The organism is Micromonospora sp. B9E7 (genome assembly GCF_039871815.1).
In the GTDB taxonomy this organism is placed as follows: Bacteria; Actinomycetota; Actinomycetes; order Mycobacteriales; family Micromonosporaceae; genus Micromonospora.
Map to the genome: position 1 here is coordinate 472243 of NZ_JBDPLX010000003.1, position 16898 is coordinate 489140.

The 16898-nt window shown below is 70.3% G+C and carries 19 protein-coding genes; 1 reads left to right on the plus strand and 18 read right to left on the minus strand.

Features of this window, described 5'->3' with window-relative positions; all coding sequences use genetic code 11:
• Positions 1-43 precede the first annotated feature (43 nt).
• The 14 genes from ABGB10_RS07435 to ABGB10_RS07500 form a co-directional block, all read right to left on the minus strand.
• A complete protein-coding gene (locus ABGB10_RS07435; RefSeq protein ID WP_347660101.1) occupies positions 44-721 on the minus strand; it encodes a M15 family metallopeptidase in 678 nt (225 codons plus the stop codon).
• Complete coding sequence (locus ABGB10_RS07440; RefSeq protein ID WP_347660102.1) at positions 718-1845, minus strand: D-alanine--D-alanine ligase family protein; 1128 nt, start codon at positions 1843-1845, stop codon at positions 718-720. Before ABGB10_RS07440 ends, ABGB10_RS07435 begins: the two co-directional genes overlap by 4 nt.
• Positions 1842-2864: a pyridoxal-phosphate dependent enzyme gene (locus tag ABGB10_RS07445; protein WP_347660103.1), complete on the minus strand. Its 1023-nt coding sequence runs from the start codon at positions 2862-2864 to the stop codon at positions 1842-1844. The genes ABGB10_RS07440 and ABGB10_RS07445 overlap by 4 nt, the downstream gene beginning before the upstream one ends.
• Before the next feature lie 70 nt (positions 2865-2934).
• Positions 2935-3999, minus strand: a complete 1065-nt coding sequence (locus ABGB10_RS07450) for a HAMP domain-containing sensor histidine kinase (protein WP_347660104.1) — start codon at positions 3997-3999, stop codon at positions 2935-2937.
• On the minus strand, positions 3996-4661 hold the full coding sequence (locus tag ABGB10_RS07455; RefSeq protein WP_347660105.1) for a response regulator transcription factor: 666 nt from the start codon (positions 4659-4661) through the stop codon (positions 3996-3998). The genes ABGB10_RS07450 and ABGB10_RS07455 overlap by 4 nt, the downstream gene beginning before the upstream one ends.
• A gap of 388 nt (positions 4662-5049) precedes the next feature.
• Positions 5050-5901 (minus strand): DUF559 domain-containing protein, encoded by an 852-nt coding sequence (locus ABGB10_RS07460; protein WP_347660106.1) that lies wholly within the window; start codon positions 5899-5901, stop codon positions 5050-5052.
• Between the two features lie 230 nt (positions 5902-6131).
• Complete coding sequence (locus ABGB10_RS07465; RefSeq protein ID WP_347660155.1) at positions 6132-6902, minus strand: G5 domain-containing protein; 771 nt, start codon at positions 6900-6902, stop codon at positions 6132-6134.
• Between the two features lie 270 nt (positions 6903-7172).
• Positions 7173-8000, minus strand: coding sequence for an ABC transporter permease (locus ABGB10_RS07470; RefSeq protein ID WP_347660107.1), 828 nt, complete (start codon positions 7998-8000; stop codon positions 7173-7175).
• Positions 7997-8854, minus strand: a complete 858-nt coding sequence (locus tag ABGB10_RS07475) for an ABC transporter permease (RefSeq protein WP_347660108.1) — start codon at positions 8852-8854, stop codon at positions 7997-7999. Before ABGB10_RS07475 ends, ABGB10_RS07470 begins: the two co-directional genes overlap by 4 nt.
• Positions 8851-9948, minus strand: a complete 1098-nt coding sequence (locus ABGB10_RS07480) for an ABC transporter ATP-binding protein (RefSeq protein WP_347660156.1) — start codon at positions 9946-9948, stop codon at positions 8851-8853. Before ABGB10_RS07480 ends, ABGB10_RS07475 begins: the two co-directional genes overlap by 4 nt.
• A 5-nt stretch (positions 9949-9953) precedes the next feature.
• Positions 9954-11138 (minus strand): spermidine/putrescine ABC transporter substrate-binding protein, encoded by a 1185-nt coding sequence (locus ABGB10_RS07485; protein ID WP_347660109.1) that lies wholly within the window; start codon positions 11136-11138, stop codon positions 9954-9956.
• Positions 11139-11584: 446 nt separating this feature from the next.
• Positions 11585-11779 carry a DUF397 domain-containing protein gene (locus ABGB10_RS07490; RefSeq protein ID WP_347660110.1) on the minus strand — a complete coding sequence of 65 codons (195 nt, stop codon included), beginning with the start codon at positions 11777-11779 and terminating at the stop codon, positions 11585-11587.
• Positions 11770-12513, minus strand: coding sequence for a Scr1 family TA system antitoxin-like transcriptional regulator (locus ABGB10_RS07495; RefSeq protein WP_347660157.1), 744 nt, complete (start codon positions 12511-12513; stop codon positions 11770-11772). The genes ABGB10_RS07490 and ABGB10_RS07495 overlap by 10 nt, the downstream gene beginning before the upstream one ends.
• 449 nt (positions 12514-12962) lie before the next feature.
• A complete protein-coding gene (locus ABGB10_RS07500; RefSeq protein ID WP_088986253.1) occupies positions 12963-13337 on the minus strand; it encodes a DUF3499 domain-containing protein in 375 nt (124 codons plus the stop codon).
• A gap of 152 nt (positions 13338-13489) precedes the next feature.
• Here ABGB10_RS07500 and ABGB10_RS07505 point away from each other — a divergent pair, with 152 nt between their 5' ends.
• A complete protein-coding gene (locus ABGB10_RS07505; RefSeq protein ID WP_145786394.1) occupies positions 13490-13939 on the plus strand; it encodes a metallopeptidase family protein in 450 nt (149 codons plus the stop codon).
• 167 nt (positions 13940-14106) lie between these two features.
• Here ABGB10_RS07505 and ABGB10_RS07510 read toward each other — a convergent pair whose 3' ends face one another.
• The 4 genes from ABGB10_RS07510 to ABGB10_RS07525 form a co-directional block, all read right to left on the minus strand.
• Positions 14107-14364, minus strand: a complete 258-nt coding sequence (locus tag ABGB10_RS07510) for a WhiB family transcriptional regulator (RefSeq protein WP_088986255.1) — start codon at positions 14362-14364, stop codon at positions 14107-14109.
• 458 nt (positions 14365-14822) lie between these two features.
• Positions 14823-15152, minus strand: a complete 330-nt coding sequence (locus ABGB10_RS07515; RefSeq protein WP_347660111.1) for a phospholipase — start codon at positions 15150-15152, stop codon at positions 14823-14825.
• Between the two features lie 20 nt (positions 15153-15172).
• Complete coding sequence (locus ABGB10_RS07520; protein ID WP_347660112.1) at positions 15173-16567, minus strand: DUF4331 domain-containing protein; 1395 nt, start codon at positions 16565-16567, stop codon at positions 15173-15175.
• Positions 16568-16618: 51 nt separating this feature from the next.
• Positions 16619-16897 carry a hypothetical protein gene (locus ABGB10_RS07525; RefSeq protein ID WP_347660113.1) on the minus strand — a complete coding sequence of 93 codons (279 nt, stop codon included), beginning with the start codon at positions 16895-16897 and terminating at the stop codon, positions 16619-16621.
• Between the last annotated feature and the right edge of the window lies 1 nt (position 16898).

Genomic DNA, 16898 nt, shown 5'->3' on the forward strand with positions numbered 1-16898 from the left:
CGTCCTCGGTGTTTCGTCACCGCCTGGTACGGACGGGAGCGCCCTACCGTTCAGCCGGCACGGGAATCGATCGAGCGACGGTCAGGCCCACCGGCCCGTACCGGGTGCGTGGCGCCCCGGTGATCAGCGCCCAGTAACGGTCCCCGTACGACCAGTGCCACCACTCGGTCGGGTAGTTCACCATCCCGGCGCCGCCGAGGGCGTCCACCATGATCTGCCGGTGCCGGCGGGCGGTCGCGCTGATGGTGGGCGCGTCGGTGAAGCAGGCGTCGGCGCTGTCCTCCGGGGTCGCGTCGATGGCCGTGCCCAGGTCCAGCTCCACGCCGTCGTCGGTGCACAGGGTCAGGTCGACGGCCCCGCCCGTGCTGTGCGGGGCCACCTCGACAGGTGAGACGAACTTGGTGGTCTCGCGGTGCAGCCGCTCGGGAGACCAGTCCGCGTGCCGGCGACGCAGCTCGTCGCGGTAACCGGTGAAGATCGCCAACTGTGCCTGATACGGCCGGTAACCCTCGACCACCAGCAGGCGCAGCCCGGAGGGCAGGGCACGCTGCGCGGCCAGCAGGCGGTCCACGACCCCGGCGCGCAACCGGGCGTACGCCCCGGCGGGGTCGGCCGCGCGGCCGTCGAGGCGCAGCTCCGGTAGCGCCCGCAGGTCCACCAGCGGGTCGCCGTCGTCGGAGCTGGGTACGGCCGCCACCCGGGGATCGGAGAGCAGGATCATCGGACGCTCCCCGTCATCGGGGACCGTCCGGCGTGCCGGACGCGGGCCAGCTCCACGAGTCGGTCCACCACCTCCCGGTAACCGACACCGACAGCCGCCCACACCTTCGGGTACATGGAGTGCGCGGTGAAGCCGGGCATGGTGTTGAGTTCGTTGACGTACACCGCACCGGTCTTCTCGTCGTAGAAGAAGTCGACACGGGCCAGGCCCCAGCCGCCGATCGCGGCGAACGCGCGCAGGGACAGCTCCCGGATCAGCTCGGTCACCTCGTCCGGCAGCACGGCGGGAACGATCATCGGATCGGCGTCGCCGAAGTACTTCTGCTGGTAGTCGAACCAGCCCCCGGCGACCTGCACCTCGCCGACCGCCGACGCCTCGGGGCGTGAGCCGCCGAGCACCGCGCACTCCAACTCGCGACCGGCGACCCCCTGCTCGACCATCACGAGTTGGTCGTGGCGAAGTGCCTCCTCCACGGCGGCGGCCAGGTCGTCGCCCTCGCCGACCCGGGAGATGCCGATCGAGGAACCCATGCTGGCCGGTTTGACGAAGAGTGGCCGACGCAGCCCGACGACCAGGTCCTCCGGGTCGCCGGCCGTCCGGTAGGTGTGTGAGTCGAGGGCGACGTACGGGGTGACCGGAATGCCCTCGGCCCGCAACGCCCGCTTCATCGCCACCTTGTTCATGCCCACCGCGGAGGCGAGGATGCCGCAGCCGACGTACGGCACGTTCAGCGACTCCAGCAGCCCCTGCACCACACCGTCCTCACCGAACGGACCGTGCAGCACCGGGAAGACCACGTCCAGCTCGGCGTGTACCGCGCCGGGTGCGTTGCCGGCGGCCACCTGCACGACTCCCGGGCACGGGCCACTCCGCAGCTCGACGGCCGGGCCGGTCACCACCAGTTGATCGTCGATGGCCCGCTCGCCGGCCGGCCGGTCGCGCAACTCGGCCAGCATCGCGTCGGGCATCAGCCGGAACCCACCGCTGCGGGTGACGCCGATGGCGACCGTGCGGTAACCGCCACCGGCGAGCGCCCGGACCACCCCGAGCGCGGACGCGCAGGACACCTCGTGCTCCGCAGACGGTCCACCGAACAGGATCCCGATCCGGATCGGCGCGCTCACGCCGCCACCCCTTCCGCCGCCACGGCGGTGGGCCGCGGGACGAGCATCCGGGCCACCAGCGACGCCTCGACGTTCCCGCCGGTCAGCACCACGCCGACCGTCCGCCGCCGACCGAAGCCCGTGCCCGCGTCGCCGGAGAGCCGAAGCGCACCGGCGAGGCCGGCCGCCCCGGACGGCTCGGCGAGCACCTTGAGCTCCGTCAGGATCAGCCGGAACGCCGCGCTGATCTCGTCGTCGTCGACCCGGACGACCCCGCGCAGCGCGTCGCGCACCACGGCGAACGGCAGCTCACCCACGCAGGACGGCCGCAGCCCGTCCGCGATCGTGGGCGCCGGCGCGACTGGGACGCGCTCACCGGCCGCCAGGCTGCGGGCGAGCGAGTCACAGCCCACCGGCTCCACGCCGTACACCTCGATGCCGGTGCCGGCGGCGGCCAGGCACGCGCCGGCCACCCCACCACCACCACCGACGGGTACGACGAGCGCGTCCAGTGGTGTGCCCGCGCGCTCAGCCTCCTCGATCAGCTCCAGGCTGGCCGTGCCCTGCCCGGCGATGACGTCCGGGTGGTCGTACGCGTCGACGACCGGGTGACCGCTCTCGTCGCTGAGCCCGTTGGCCGTCGCCGCCCGCTCCTCGACGTCGGTCCCGGCGAGCACCACGTGCGCCCCTGCCGCGCGGGCCCGGTCGACCTTCGTCGGTGCCGCGTCGACCGGCAGCACCACGGTCGCCGCGAGCCCGTGCTCCCGGGCCGCCAACGCCACCGCGATGGCGTGGTTGCCGGTGCTCTGCGCGATCACACCGGTGTGGCCGGCCGCGGCGAGCCGGCCGACCGCCCGCAGCGCGCCCCGCATCTTGTACGAGCCGCCCGCCTGGAGGTTCTCGGCCTTCAGCAGGATGCGCGCCCCGGCCAGATCGTCGATCACCGGAGACCGCAGCACGGGGGTACGGACCACCCGGCCGGCGAGCCAGCGGGCGGCCTCCTCGACATCGACCCGGATCTGGTCAACGGTGCGTGACATCGTTTCTCCTTTCGGGCACGCCGCAGGTGAGGTCCAGCGGTTACGCGGACCCCGGCGGTGTGTGGAAGCGTCAGAGCGTGTCGGGTAGTCGGACGTCGACTCTCAGGCCGCCGTGCTCGGCGGGCCGGGCCGCGATGATGCCGTCGTGCGCCTGTGTGATCGAGCGGGCGATCGCCAGGCCGAGGCCGGCGCCCCCACCCTGCGAGGTGCGGTCCCGGGCCAACCGACGGAACGGCTCGAAGAGGCCGGCCACCGCTTCCGCCGGCACGGGCTGACCGGTGTTGACCACGGACAGCGCGGGTGCGCCGCTCACCACTACGGTCAGCGAGCCGCCGCGCCGGTTGTACTTGATCCCGTTCTCCACCAGGTTGGTGACCAGCCGCTCCAGCAACACCCGCTCGCCGACGACGACCCGGGGCGCGAGGTGGGTGTCGATGGTGACTCCGGCCTCCCGGGCACGGTCCTGGTAGCCGGCGAGCACCGTCTCGACGATCGTGTCGAGCCGCTGCGGTATCCGCGAACGCAGACCCTGGTCGCTCTCGCTGAGCGCGAGCAGGCCCTCGATCAGCCGCTCGTTGCGCTCGTTGGTCTCCAGCAGTTGACTGGTCAGCAGCTCCAACTGCTCGCCGCTGAGCGCTCGGGCCATGCCGACCTCGATGAGCGTGCGCTGCACGGCGAGGGGCGTACGCAGCTCGTGCGAGGCGTTGGCGGCGAACCGCCGCTGCCCGTCGTACCCGGCGGAGATGCGTTCCATCATCTCGTCGATCGCCCGGGACAGCTGGGCCAGTTCGTCGCGGCCCCGGGGCCGGATCCGGTGACCGAGGTTCTGCGGGCCGAGGTGCTGGATCGGCCCCACCAGGTCACGGACGGGACGCAGGCACCACACCGCGCCGAGCCAGACCCCCAGCAGCGCGGCCAGGGTCACGAGCAGGACGGCCGCCAGGGGCAGCACGAAGGCCCCCGGGCGTACGTCCGCGCATGTCGTGCTCAGCCCGGGTATCGGCAGGTCGCAGAACTGCTGCCCCCAGGTCCAGGTCACCCCTGTCAGCCACTTGCCCATCGTCGGCAGCACCGGCCCGGCCAGCAGGGCCAGCAGGCCCACGAGCAGCACCCGACGTCGCGGCGTCCAGGTCACGCCGTCCCGCCGATGCGGTAGCCGGCCTTCGGAACGGTGTGGATGACCGCCGGATCGCCGAGCTTCTTGCGCAGGGTCATCACGGTGACCCGTACGGCGTTGGTGAACGGGTCCGCGAACTCGTCCCAGGCCTGCTCCAGCAACTCCTCGGCGCTGACGACCTGGCCGTCCGCGCGCAGCAGCACGTGCAGCACCGCGAACTCCTTCGGGCTGAGCGCGAGCGGGCGGCCGTCCCGGGTGGCCAGGTGCCGACCCACGTCCAGCACCAGGCCCTCCTGGGCGAGCACCGGTGGCAGCGCCGGCGTGGACCGTCGACCGAGCGCCTGCACCCGGGCGACCAGTTCGGCGAAGGCGAACGGCTTGGTCAGGTAGTCGTCCGCGCCGAGGCCGAGGCCCTCCACCCGGTCCCGGATGCCCGCTGCGGCGGTGAGCAGAAGTACCCGCGTACCGACCTGGGCGTCGGTGATGCTGCGGCACACCTCGTCGCCGGTGTGACCGGGCATGTCCCGGTCCAGCACGGCGACGTCGTAGCGGTTCACGCCGATCCGCTCCAACGCACCGTCACCGTCGTAGCAGACATCCACGGCCATCGACAGGCGACGTAGCCCCTCGGCCACCGTGTCCGCCAACAACCGCTCGTCGTCCGCCACCAGCACCCGCACGTTGTCGCTCCCCCGAGTTCCGCTTACCCGGCATACCGTGGCAGGCCCGGGTTAAGGGTTCTGTAAGCACCCGCCGACAGCCATCGTCCACGGCATTGCCCCAGGGACAAGTCACCCGCGACCCGGAGGCCGTCAGGTTCGTCCCGGTCCCGTGCCGCCCGCGCCACAAGTCCCCAACGCCGCCGACGGTCGGTGACCAAGAGTGAGCTGCGTCACGAAAAACACCCTCGCCCCGCCTCACGTGTCGATCATGGAGTTTTGGTGGACGATACGCCCGGATTGCCCCCTTGGTAGACACCACAAGTCCATGATCGACGCGTGAGGCGGGGCGGATGGGCGGAGTGGGTGGGGTTTGTGGGTGGGTGGGGTTTGTGGGGTGGGTGGTCGGTCAGGGGCGGAGGAGAGGGAGCAGGGTTTTGATGATGTCGGCGGGGCGGTGGTAGAGGTCCTGGTCCGTGAAGTGGCGCATCTGCCAGCCGTTGGCGGCGAGCCAGTTCGATCGAGAACGATCGTGCCGGAGACGGGCGCGGTCTAGATGGGACGAGCCGTCGTACTCGACACCGACACGACGTTGCCGATAGCCAAGATCGATGCGGTAGAGCGGCATCCCGTTGCTGTCTCGGACCCAGATCTGCGGCTCCGGCGGTGGAAGGCCACCGTCGATCAGCACCAGTCGGAGCTGGCTTTCCTGTCGGCATTCCGCACGGGAATCGGCGCGTGGCACGAGATCGCGAGCCTGACAAACCCCCCGTAGACGTTTGTGCCGGGCGACCTCGGCCCGCAACTCCTCAGGCTGGCAAGCGCCTACGCGGAGACAAAGGTCCAGCAGCGGCATCACGTCCATCCGACGCATCGATCGGGCGAGATCCACCGCACACCTGGCGGCAGGCGCGCAGGGCACTCCAGCCAGCAGCACAGGATCGCGTACCGGCAGCACCGCCTCGTGCGCGATCACGCCCCGAATGTGCGGGACGTTCTCCCCGGCCGGCACAACCACGTGCACGTTGGGGCTGCGGGCATCGCCGAAGCCATGCAGTTGCGCGCCGGTGTGGAAGCCGAAGACGGCAGTGGCAGGCAGCCGTCGGAGGATCGCCGGCAGGCGTGCTGCCAACTCAGCCGATTGCGCGTAGACACCCCGGGATACCCGGAGCAGGCGAGACAGCTCAGTCAGCGTCCGAACCTGTTGCCGGCTGAGGCCAGCCGCGAGCAGCTCTGAATATCGATACAAGGACTCCGTCATGCCGCAGAATCTGCGGCACCAGCTCGCTGGTCTCCCACCCAAACCCAGCGCTCTGTGGATAACCATTCGCCCTGTGCACAACCCCCAAAGTCTCCCCACCCGTGCTAGCCCAAAGCCCCTACGGTCGATCATGGAGTTGTGGTGCCACATAAAAGCCTCTAATCCGCAGCTTTCGCCCACCACAACTCCATGATCGACCGGGTCCGGCGGGTCCGGCGGGTTCGGCGGGTTCAGTCGCAGGCGGTGCCGTCGCCGTCGCGGTCCAGGTCGTAGATGTCGTCGCCGATCACCCGGATGGGCCCGCTGACGTAGGCGGGGCCGTTGCCGCTGCCGGGAAGGCAGTCGACGTCGCTGGCGATCGGGACACAGCCGCTGTAGTTCGGGTCGCACTTCGACGACTGTGGCTTCTTGGTGCCGACGGCGACGACCTGGGTCACCGGCTGCTTCGTCACGGTGGACTTGACCAGCTTCCTGGACGTCCGGACCCCGTTCGTGGTGGTCACCTCGTACGTCAGGGTTCGTACCCCGTTGACGCCCTTGGTCCGGACGACGCGCTTGCCCTCGGCCAGGGACGCGTCCTTGACGGTCTTCTCGCCGTACCGGACGGTGGCCTGCTCCGTCTCGGTCGTCACCTTGACGACCGGCGGTGACGCGGCATCCGACGGGGTCGGCGAGGCCGGCACCGAGGACCCGGTGGCGTCGGGCGTGGCAGTTGGCGTGGCGACCGGGGCGGAAGCCTCATCGCTCGACTCGGCGGGCGCCGCCACGATGGGCTGCTGCGCCTGCTCGGCGGCCGTGCCGGTCTTGGTCGGCTCCGGCTCGCCGGCCAACGCGCCGATGATGGCGGTGCCGGTGCAGCAGAGCAGCAGGATCGACAGGGTCACCGAGCCGAGGATCACGGCGGTCCGCCGGGCGGGACTGGCCCGACGGAACCAGCTCGGGCGGGGCGCCTGCCCGAACGACGGCGGGTACGGCGGGCCCGGATTCTGTGGTGGTTGCATCGTCACGGCGATGAGTGTCGTCGCAAACACCGTGTGCAATATCCTCCGTCGTGCTCGTCACCTGCGCCGTTCGCTTCGCGCCGATGATCCGTGGGCGCTTCCTCGGACGACGAGACGACACCTGCGGCAACCCTCCAGGCCGGCTGGTCAGGGCCGATCGTGCGGCTGCATTTGTCAACAAGAGCCGCAAAGCGGCACGCAGTGCGCCCTCGTGCGGTCACCCGCCGACGGACGACGGGTGATGTGTCGAGATGCCGTCAGCAGGCTGGTTCAGCGAGCTGCCCGCGTCGAACCGACCCCCGACGCGGACCGACGAGCCCGCCGACCGCGCAGCGAAGTGAGCCCGACCAGCAGCAGCGCGATCGCGAACATCGCGGTGCCGATGACGTTTACCTGCGGTGGGATGCCCCGCTGGGCAGCGCCCCACACGTACATCGGGAAGGTGACGGTGGTGCCGGCGTTGAAGTTCGTGACGATGAAGTCGTCGAAGCTCAGCGAGAAGGCCAACAGCGCGGCGGCCACGATGCCGGGCAGCACCAGGGGCAGGGTGATCCGCCGGAAGGTCTGCCACTCGCTGGCGTAGAGGTCCATGGCGGCCTCCTCCAGCCGCCGGTCCATCCCGGCCAGCCGCGCCTTCACGGTGACCACCACGAACGACACGCAGAACACGACGTGCGAGATCACCACGGTCCAGAAGCCCTGTGGCACGCCGGCAGACACGAAGAGGGCCAACAGCGACGTGCCCATCACCAGCTCCGGGGTAGCCAACGCCAGGAAGACCAGCACGTTGACCCCGGTCCGGCCCCGGAAGCGGTGCCGGACCAGCGCGAACGCCATCAGGGTGCCGAGCACGGTGGCGACGACCGTGGCGAGGAACCCGATCTGCACACTGCGGACCACCGCGTCGCACATGTCCGAGGTGGCACACGGCCGACGCCAGTTGTCCAGTGTGAACTCGTTGAAGTCGTACGACAGCCGGTTCGACGGGCGGTTGAACGAGAGCGCCGCCACCACCAGGTTCGGCAGCGCCAGGTAACCGAGGACCAGCAGCGCCACGATCAGCACCCAACGGTCGGCCAGCCAACGCGCGATCCTCACCGCACCTCCTCCCTGCCGGCTCTGCGGAGATATCCGAGGACCACCGCGAGGATCGCCGCCATCAGGAGGACCGACAGCGCGGCGCCCTGCGGATAGTCCAGCCGGACCAGGAAGGCCGAGTCGACGACGTTGCCGATCATGTACTCGTTCGGGGTGCCGAGCAGCTCCGCGTTGATGTAGTCGCCGCTGGCCGGAATGAAGAACAACAGCGTGCCGGCGGCAAGACCGGGCATGGACAGCGGCAGGGTCACCCGACGGAACGCCTGCACCGGGCTCGCGTACAGGTCGCCGGCCGTCTCCAACAGCCGGGGATCCAGCCGCTCCAGGCTCGCGTACAGCGGCAGCACCAGGAACGGAAGGAAGGTGTACGTCAGGCCGAGCACCACCGCGAACGGGGTCGCCAGCAGCCTCCCGTCCGGTGCGAGCAGGTGCGCGTCACGCAGCAGGCCGACGAGCGCCCCGTTGTCCGACAGGATCGTCTTCCAGGCCAGCGTGCGCACCAGGAAACTGGTGAACATCGGTGCGACCACGCACACCAGCAGCAGGTTCCGCCACCGGCCGGCCTTCAATGCGATCGTGTACGCCAGCGGGTAGCCCAGCAGCAACGCCAGCACCAGCGCCAACCCGGCGTATCCGAACGAGCGGAGGAACTGCGGCCAGTACGCCTGCACCACGTCCGGGTAGTTGCCGAACGCCCAGGTCATCGCGTACCCGGTGGTGAGAGAGCCGCTGGGGTCGTAGAGGCTGGCCGCCGCGAGCTGCACGAGCGGCACACCGAAGAAGACCAGCAGCCAGGCGACGCCGGGCAGCAACAGCAGGTACGGCAGGAGTCGCCGCCGCGTCAGCCGGGTCACGACGACGCGGGCAGCAGGAACGCGTGCCGTGGATCCCAATGGGCCACGGCCGCCCCGCCGACCGCCACCCGGGTCGACGTTCCACTGTTGGCCGCGAACACCGACAGCTCGGTGCCCCAGCCGGTACGCAGCAGGTACTGCGTGCTGACCCCCACGTAGGAGGCGTCGGTGACCACCCCGGCGACGTGCTGATGACCCACGGGCACCTGGGCGGCGGAGCCGACCAGTTGCAGTTTCTCCGGGCGTACCCCCAGGTGGACCGGCCCGTGTTCGGCCCGGGAGCGGCCGACGGGCACCGAGAAGCGCGCGCCGTGCGCCGTCACCGCGACGTCCCCGCCGCTGACGCCGGTGGCCTCGCCGGCGAGCAGGTTGGACTGGCCGAGGAAGTTCGCGACGAACGCGGTGGCGGGGAACTCGTAGATGTCGGCGGGCGCGCCGAGCTGCTCGACCCGACCGGCGTTCATCACCGCGACCGTGTCCGCCATGGCCATGGCCTCCTCCTGGTCGTGGGTGACGTGCACGAAGGTGATGCCGACCTCGGTCTGGATGCGCTTCAGCTCGATCTGCATCTGCCGGCGCAGCTTCAGGTCGAGAGCCCCCAGCGGCTCGTCCAACAGCAGCACCTGCGGTCGGTTGACCAGCGCACGGATCAGCGCGACCCGTTGCTGCTCGCCGCCGGAGAGCTCGGCGGGGCGGCGGCTGCCGTAACCGTCGAGCTGCACCAGCGACAGCATCCGGTTGACCTCGTCGTCCACCTGGCGGATGCCGCGCCGACGCAGCCCGAAGGCCACGTTCTCGAAGACGTCGAGGTGCGGGAAGAGCGCGTAGCTCTGGAAGACGGTGTTGACAGGTCGCTGGTGCGGCCGCAGCCGGCCGATGTCCCGGTCGCCGAGCAGCACCTGGCCGCTGGTCGGCTGCTCCAGTCCGGCGATCATCCGCAGGGTGGTGGTCTTGCCGCAGCCGGATGCACCGAGCAGCGCGAAGAAGGAGCCCTGGGGAATCGTCAGGCTGAGGGCGTCGACCGCGGTACGGGTACCGAACTGCTTGGTCAGGTCGGCCAGGCGCAGATCGCCGGCCGGTGTCTCGCGCGCCATCCTCGTCACGCGCCGATGACCTGCTGGAACTTGCCCTCGTACTCCCTCTCCTGCTTCTCGTCCAGGGTCATGAACACGGTGGACCTCGACAGCAGCGCCTCGTCGGGGAAGATCAGCGGATTCGCCGCCAACTCGGGGTCGATCTTCTCCATCTCGGCCTGGGCGCCCCGGACCGGGCAGATGTAGTTGACGTACGCGGCGAGCCTCGCGGCGACCGCCGGCTCGTAGTAGTAGTTGATGAGCTGCTCGGCGTTCGCCTTGTGGGTGGCCTTGTTGGGCACCAGCATGTCGTCGCTGTAGAGCAGCACGCCGGAGTCGGGCGCGACGAACCTGATCTTCTCGTCCGCGCTGGCGAGCTGGATGACGTCGCCGGACCAGCCGATGCACGCGGCGATGTCACCCTTGGCCAGTTCCGGCGCGTAGTCGTTGCCGGTGAACCTGCGGATCTGCCCGGAGTCGACGGCCTTCCTAAGCTTGTTCAGCGCGTCGTCGAACTGGGCGGGCGTGAAGTTCGCCGGGTCGTGCCCGTTCGACGCGAGCAGCAGGCCCATGGTGTCGCGCATCTCGCTGAGCGCCGTCACCCTGCCCTTGAGGTCGGGGCGGGTGAGCAGTTCGTCGACCGTCCGCAGCTCCTTCGTGACGTTGCCGTTGTACGCCAAGCCCGCGAGGCCGGACTGCCACGGGATGGAGATCCGGTTCTCGGTGTCGAAGGAGCGGTCGAGCAGCGACGGAAGCAGGTTGGCCCGTACGTTCGGGATCCGCGCCGGGTCGAGCTTCTGAACCCAGCCGAGCCGGCTCATCCGGGCCGCCATCCAGTCGCTCAGCACGATGATGTCCCGGTCGATGCTCTGGCAGGCGGCGAGCTGGTTGCGTACCTTGCCGAAGAACTCGTTGTTGTCGTTGATGTCCTCGGTGTAGGCCACCTCGATGCCGGTCTTCGCGACGAACTCGTCCAGGCTGGGCCGCTTGGACTCGTCCTTCTCGTCCACGTCCAGGTACTGCGGCCAGTTGGAGAAGGCGAGCTTCCTCTCGGTGCCGGACAGGTCCTCGCTGACGCAGCCGGCCTCGGTCTGGTGGGCACCCCTGGTGCCGCAGCCGGCGAGACTGCCGCCCGTGGCGAGCAGGGCGACCGAGCTGAGGGTGCCGGTGAGTAGTCCACGCCGGGAGAGGGGCCGGAGGGGCGCGCGCATCAGTCTTCCTCAGGGTCGGTGCCGTGGACGCCTGACACGATGACAAACCGGCAGCGCCAGAAGAGCATCGGGGCCGGCGCATCACCGCCCGTGCAGGCGATCCTCACGCTCAGCTCGGTCCGCTCGCGTGCCGGGCGGCTCGATCCACTCGCCTTCCGGGAAGTCGGGGTGTCCGCGCACCAGGTGAAGCCTGATCCACTCGCGTTCGTGAAATTCGGGGTGTCCGCGCGCCGGGATACCGCGCTTTGCAAGAACGCGAGTGGATCAGCGGGCGGCCAGGAACGAGTGGCCGGTCAGGGCGGCCAGGGACCAGCGGCCGGCCAGCCACCAGCGGCCGGGCAGGGCGGCCGGGCAGGGCGGCCGGGCAGGGCGGCCGGGCAGGGCGGCCGGGCAGGGCGGCCGGGCAGGGCGGCCGGGCAGGGCGGCCGGGGGTCAGCGGCCGGGGGTCAGCGGCCGGACCGACGGACACCGTCGACGAAGGACGACCAGGCGGCCGGCGCGAAGGCCAGGGTGCCACCGTCGCGGTCCTTGCTGTCGCGCACCAGCACCCGGCCGGGCAGGTTGTCGGCCACCTCGACACATGCACCGCCGTTGTTGCTGCTGCGGGTCGCGGTGTGCCAGCGGGCGTCGGTCATGTCCATGTCGTCGCCACTTCCCTGATCAGCTCGGTCGACCGGCGTTGGGGCAATGCCTCGCCGGTGACGCTCTCCCACCTGCGTCCCAGGCTAGCGACGTCGGCGGGATCGGTCACGACCTGACCGCGGAGCTGGTTGTCGAGATACGCCAATTCCGTCCCGTCGGGCAGGCGACCCAGCACGAAGGGGCCCGCCAGACCGGTGTGCCACGGGCTGTCTGCGGGGATGACCCGGACCTGCACGTGCTCCCACTCGGCGACCGCCGCCAGGTGGGTCAACTGCTCGGACATCACAGCGCGGTCGCCGACCAGTCGACGCAGCACCACCTCGTCGATCACCGTCACGAGCTGCGGCGGTGCATCTCGGCCGAGGACCGCCTGCCGTTCGAGACGGCTCGCGACGATCAGATCCACCTCGGACGATGGGACCAGGCCACCGGTGCCCAGCACCGCGCGGGCGTACCCCTCGGTCTGGAGCAGGCCCGGCACGAGCAGCGGCTCGTACCACCGAATGCCGATGGCGTCCTGCTCAAGCTCGGCCCACGGTCGGAACCACGGCAGGTCCCGGCGGCGGAACGGCTCCGGCCAGAGGTCGGCCGCGTCTCGGCGCAGGACCTGGGCCACCGCGACCCGGGTACGCGAGTGCGGGATCCGCCCTGCGGCAAGCCACCGCGCGGCCGTCTTGGGGTCGACGCGAACCTTCTCCGCCAGCGATTCGACAGTCTCGCCCGCCTCGGCCATCGCCACCCGCAACGCCTCGTTCGCCACCGGAGCCTCCCGCCCGCCAGGCACACCGCGACTTCACTCGATGCACGCTGCGGCGCATGTTAACCACGGTGCGTGGCGATGTCTGCGGCCTACCGGCGTGTGGCGGTCGGACGTGTTGGCGCGCGTCCCGAACGCCCCCGCAACGCCCCCAAGGTGCCCCACCTACGCCCCCCGGGCAGGCCAGCGCCACCCCCGCGACTGATCCACTCCACGTCGCCGAAATCGCGCTGTCGGCCCCGCCCAACACCACCACATCGGCGATCGGGTGTGGATCAACCCAGCACCCCACGGCCCACACCGCAGCCACACCTGTTGATCAAGAGGTTTCGGTCATCGATCGGCGCGTTCTTGACGCAAACCTCTTGATCAACACGAGGAGGGACCGGCGGACCGGCCGGTGGGGGGCCGGGGGGCGGGGGGGGTTAGTGGTTGGGGGGGATTACGCGGAGGTGGCCTCGGCGGCCGGTGGAGTGGGACTGGTCGGAGTGCGACCGGTCGTGCGGCTCCTCCGGAGGGCGGGGGGCCGGGCGGGCGGCTTCGCGGACCGCCTCGGCGAGCGCGACCAGGTCGTCGGTGGTCGGCGGCGGCGGCTCGAACTCACCCTCGTGCCGGACCACGTCCCAGCCCCGCGGTGCGGTCAGGCTACGGGCGTGCGGCTCACACAGGTCGTACGTGTGCGGCTCGGCGAACGCCGCCAGCGGCCCCACCACCGCTGTCGACTCGTTGTAGACATAGGTCAATGTGGCGACCGCTTGCCGGGGGCAGCCGTTACGGGAGCAGCGCCGTGGTGACCTCACGGCGGCAGGGTATCTCCATTACCGGGTCCGGCGCATCGCTTCGCGTTGCGACACGCCCGTCACGGTGATCACAGTTGACCGTTCTGGGCGCGCCGCGCCACGGGAGCGGAGCTACCGCTGGCCAGCCGGGCGCGGGCGCTACCCTTTGCCTCATGACGAGCCCGGAACACCGCCGCCCCGGCTCCGGCCGGCGTGCGCACCGCGACCGGCACGGGCGCGGCCTGCGCGGGCGGCTGGTGCCGGCCACCGTTCCGCTGGCGCGGACCAAGGCCGAGGTCTTCGACGACCTGGTCCTGGACACGGTGGAGACGCTGGAACGTCGGTTCGCCAAGGAGCTGGCCGGGGTCGAGTTCGCGGTCGAGGATGTCCCACCGGACCTCAACGTCTACGACTCCGACGTGCTGGAGGACGGCGAGGTCCCGCTGGCCCGGCTGCTGCCCGGCCGCCCGGGTCGGCAGGAGGTGCCGCCGAGGATCGTGCTGTACCGGCGGCCCCTGGAGTTCCGGGCGATGGACCGTGAGGACCTTGCCGATCTCGTCCATGACGTGATCATCGAGCAGGTGGCGAACCTCCTCGGGGTCGACCCCGAGGAGTTGGCCTGAGCAGTCCGGCCGCGCCACGCTGGCCTGAGCAGTCCGGCCGTGCGCCGCGCTGAGCGGCCTGGCCGCGCGCCGCGCTGAGCGACCCCCCGCGGGCCGGACTCCGCTCCGGTAGAGCTGCCGTCCGGGTGTGATGTCGGGCGGCCCCCACCGCCCCGACCTCGCACCGCTCAGGCGGCCCGCCGCTTCAACTTGCGCCGCTCCCGCTCGGAGAGCCCACCCCAGATGCCGAACCGCTCGTCGTGACCGAGAGCGTATTCAAGGCATTCGGTCTTGACCTCGCAACGCCCACAGATCCTCTTCGCCTCGCGGGTCGAACCGCCCTTCTCGGGAAAGAACGCCTCGGGGTCGGTCTGCGAGCACAGCGCTCGCTCCTGCCACTCCGGCGCGTTTCCGAGCAGGTCGGCCACCTCAAGCTGGCCGTCCATCAAATGCCTCCTTGTCGCGCACCGGCGTCATCGCCGCTGCAACCCCCCACGCGAAAGGCGTGCTTGTCCGTCCGGTCCCGTTTTGTTGCGTTCCGTGCGAACAACCCCATTCAAATTACACGCGTGTAATGCGTGCGCCGTCAAGCCAAACTTGATAATGGAGTCGCCCTCCCGACACCCCCGGACAGCCACCCAGGCCGTCCAGCCTCGCAACCTGCCCTATCGATTCAGACCCCGGCCGAGTAACGCCCTCTCCGGCGAGTTGCCCGACTTTTCTGCCGTGGCGCTCCCCTGACGGGTCGCCGCCCGGACGGCACCAGACACCTCCACCATCAAGCTGATCTTGGTGGGGGACAGGTTAACGCGGCTCGCCACAGACCGCCCGTCGATCGATGGACAGCACGTACGCCCCGTCCACAGTGTGGACGGGGCGCGACGCGAAAATCGATGCGGAGAGGTCAGCCGGCGACCCCAAAACCGCTGCTGGGCCACACGAACTCGGCTATCCTTCCACCATGGACAGAAACCGTCCCGGCGGAGGTCGTCTCGTCCCACCAGACGGTATAAATTCCGGCCGGCAGATCCGGGTAGACCGCACTGTGGAACGAGCCGTCCCGCACCCGGCGCTCGCGCACCGCCGAGTGCACCCGCCGATCCTCCGCACGGCTGATCTCGATCTCCCGACCGTGCAGATCCCGGCTCGTGTAGACGATCAGGGCACCGGTGTCGCCGCCCAGATCGAGGATGACACTCCCGGTCTCCGACGGCCCGTACGCGTGATCGTGCATCCGCTGCTCCCCCGCGCCGATCAGGACGCCGCCGGCGGGTTGTTGAACCCGTCGTACGGCGTACCCAGGTAGGGGAAGTTCCCAAGGAACGGCGCGGTCACGTCGGCGGCGCTCAACCCCGGGGTGACCGCTGCGGCAGCCGCGTCCGGGCGGAACGTCTTGTCCACCAGCGGGACGGTCACCCCGGCGATCGCCCGCAACGCGATGCTCACCACGTCGTCGCCGACCCGGCGCCCGTTCGGGAACCCGGCCAGGTCACCCCCGAGCACCCCGAACCGGTCCGGACGGCGAGTCGGCGGGATCGCCGTGTTCAACCGCAGCATGTCCGCCTGCACGTCGCCGGTGGCGTTGGTGAAACCGTCGATCAGCCCGGCCGGTACGCCGGTGAGCAGGATCGCCACCAGGTCGGCGCGGGCCTTCTTCGCCTTGGTGAGCTTGTCCAGGTTCGGGAAGACGTCCGGATACAGCGCCGGCAGCAACGCGGCCAGCTCCGGCTGCTCGACGAACTGCGCGAACCGCTTGTCCTCCGACGGCGGCAGCGAGTTCCACAGGTCCTTCTTGGACATCGGCACGATGACCTCGTTGAACAGCGGATTTCCCAACCGGGAGACCTGGGTGAACGGCCCGGTGGCGGTGTCCGCCGTACCCCGGTCGCCGAGCACCCGCACCTGCCGGCGTGACGCCGACGTCCACACCCCGATCACCGACGCCCGGTCACCGACCCCGTACCGGTTCGCGCGCCGACGCACCCGGTCCAGCGGCACCTGGACGGCGATGCTGTGCACGTTCATCCGGTCGGTGGCGTTGACCGGCTCCCCCTCGGCCTTGAAGATCTTCTTGCCGGCGACGTGCAGCTGCTGGAACGGCCGCAGCGTACCCAGGTCGAAGATCGCCCCGAGGTCGACGAAGAAACCGTCCGCGCGCTGCCCGGCGAAGACCCGCTCCCCGGTGGAGAGCGAGTAGGTGGCCTGCCGCACCAGGTCGGCGTACTTCGGGGTGGACAGCGGGCCGACGTTGCACGGCGGGCAGGGCAGTTTGTGTGCCAGCCGGTGCTCCCGGCCGTCGGCCACCCGGGTCAGGCTGTAGAACTGCCGCCGGTTCCAGGTCTTGCTGTCAAGCGAATCGATCGGGCCGGTGTTGTAAAGAAAGCTGTTCGGATTGGTGATCTCGGTGGTGAACTCGAACCGGTAGGTGACATCCGGGCGGCCGTCACCGTCGTTGTCGATATGGATCTCGTAGCGCACGTCGTCGCCGAACTCGAAGAAGTTCGGCCCCCCGGAGGGAAGCTGCAACGGCACGTAGTTGGCGATCAACGTGACCCTGTCGCGCTTGTCCGGGCTGACGAACGCGTACAGGTCGGAGCTGTCGGCGACCGGATCCTTGGCTATCTCCGGGGCCTCGCGGTGGGAAGACATGGCGGACCAACCTCACTCGGCGGGAACAGGGTGGCAGGGCGGGATGTCGGGTCAGCGCCGGGCGGCGCGCCGCAGTCGATCCGCCAGGCCGCGGTCGCGTACCTCGATCCGGGTCTCGCCGACGAAGACGTCCATCGTTCCGGAGTCGACGTCCCGCAGGTGCACGACGATCGGCTCGTCGGCCCGCCCGGCCGCGCCGGGAGCGTTCTGGGCGGCCGACAGGCCCGGCACGGTGAGCGCGGCGGCCCCGAGGGTGGCGCTGGCCGCGGCGGTCAACGTCTGCCGGCGGGTCAGTCGCGGCCACTGCCGCTTCCGCTGATCACTGGTCATG

Coding starts and splice junctions, on each gene's coding strand:
- ABGB10_RS07435 (WP_347660101.1), bottom strand. CDS start 721: ATGATCCTGCTCTCCGATCCCCGGGTGGCGGCCGTACCCAGCTCCGAC.
- ABGB10_RS07445 (WP_347660103.1), bottom strand. CDS start 2,864: ATGTCACGCACCGTTGACCAGATCCGGGTCGATGTCGAGGAGGCCGCC.
- ABGB10_RS07460 (WP_347660106.1), bottom strand. CDS start 5,901: ATGACGGAGTCCTTGTATCGATATTCAGAGCTGCTCGCGGCTGGCCTC.
- ABGB10_RS07465 (WP_347660155.1), bottom strand. CDS start 6,902: ATGCAACCACCACAGAATCCGGGCCCGCCGTACCCGCCGTCGTTCGGG.
- ABGB10_RS07480 (WP_347660156.1), bottom strand. CDS start 9,948: ATGGCGCGCGAGACACCGGCCGGCGATCTGCGCCTGGCCGACCTGACC.
- ABGB10_RS07485 (WP_347660109.1), bottom strand. CDS start 11,138: ATGCGCGCGCCCCTCCGGCCCCTCTCCCGGCGTGGACTACTCACCGGC.
- ABGB10_RS07490 (WP_347660110.1), bottom strand. CDS start 11,779: ATGGACATGACCGACGCCCGCTGGCACACCGCGACCCGCAGCAGCAAC.
- ABGB10_RS07495 (WP_347660157.1), bottom strand. CDS start 12,513: ATGGCCGAGGCGGGCGAGACTGTCGAATCGCTGGCGGAGAAGGTTCGC.
- ABGB10_RS07505 (WP_145786394.1), top strand. CDS start 13,490: ATGACGAGCCCGGAACACCGCCGCCCCGGCTCCGGCCGGCGTGCGCAC.
- ABGB10_RS07510 (WP_088986255.1), bottom strand. CDS start 14,364: ATGGACGGCCAGCTTGAGGTGGCCGACCTGCTCGGAAACGCGCCGGAG.
- ABGB10_RS07515 (WP_347660111.1), bottom strand. CDS start 15,152: ATGCACGATCACGCGTACGGGCCGTCGGAGACCGGGAGTGTCATCCTC.
- ABGB10_RS07520 (WP_347660112.1), bottom strand. CDS start 16,567: ATGTCTTCCCACCGCGAGGCCCCGGAGATAGCCAAGGATCCGGTCGCC.
- ABGB10_RS07525 (WP_347660113.1), bottom strand. CDS start 16,897: ATGACCAGTGATCAGCGGAAGCGGCAGTGGCCGCGACTGACCCGCCGG.